The organism is Vibrio sp. 10N.222.48.A3 (assembly GCF_041475345.1).
Lineage (GTDB): Bacteria > Pseudomonadota > Gammaproteobacteria > Enterobacterales > Vibrionaceae > Vibrio > Vibrio tasmaniensis_A.
Genome location: NZ_JBFRVX010001620.1, coordinates 1 through 490, shown reverse-complemented (window position 1 = coordinate 490; position 490 = coordinate 1). Strand labels below are relative to the sequence as shown.

Annotated in this window: 2 protein-coding genes; both read left to right on the top strand. The window is 39.8% G+C overall.

Annotated features, from left to right (window positions below; genetic code table 11):
- Positions 1-261, top strand: a 261-nt coding sequence (locus AB4653_RS28080; protein ID WP_372105910.1) for a hypothetical protein, incomplete at its 5' end; no start/stop codon positions are given.
- Positions 258-490: hypothetical protein (locus tag AB4653_RS28075; RefSeq protein ID WP_372105908.1), on the top strand; the 233-nt coding region annotated here is incomplete at its 3' end. The genes AB4653_RS28080 and AB4653_RS28075, both read left to right, overlap by 4 nt.

Below are 490 nucleotides of genomic sequence, written 5' to 3'. Positions count from 1 at the left end.
GAAGAGTTCTTCGATGTGAAACTTAAGAACTATAAATGTCCTTGCTGCCAAACAACAGAAAAGCCAGCGATACCAACGACAAAAGGGGAAGAAATTAGCTTCAGCCTTTTGGATTTGGTTGAAGTTAGTCCTGATCAATCCAGAACTAAGCGACTACTTTCCACTCCGACAATTCCGTTAGTATGCCAAAACTGCGGTAATATTCACCGTATAGCGACTTACATAGTCTTAAAGTATTTTTCTGATAAAGGTGTATCATGAGGGATAAAGTTCACTTTTTGACCATGACAGATACACCAATACGAAAGAATGGTGGTGACGGGGGAGATGGTTTGGACTCACGGGTAGCAAAATTGGAAGCTAGCGTTGAATACATTCAACGTGATATCTCAGACATTAAGGGTGATATCAAAGACATACGCAGTGATTTGAAAGAGTTTCACAATCACCAAAGAAGTGACTTTCGCCTTTTATTCGGAGCTTTAATTAC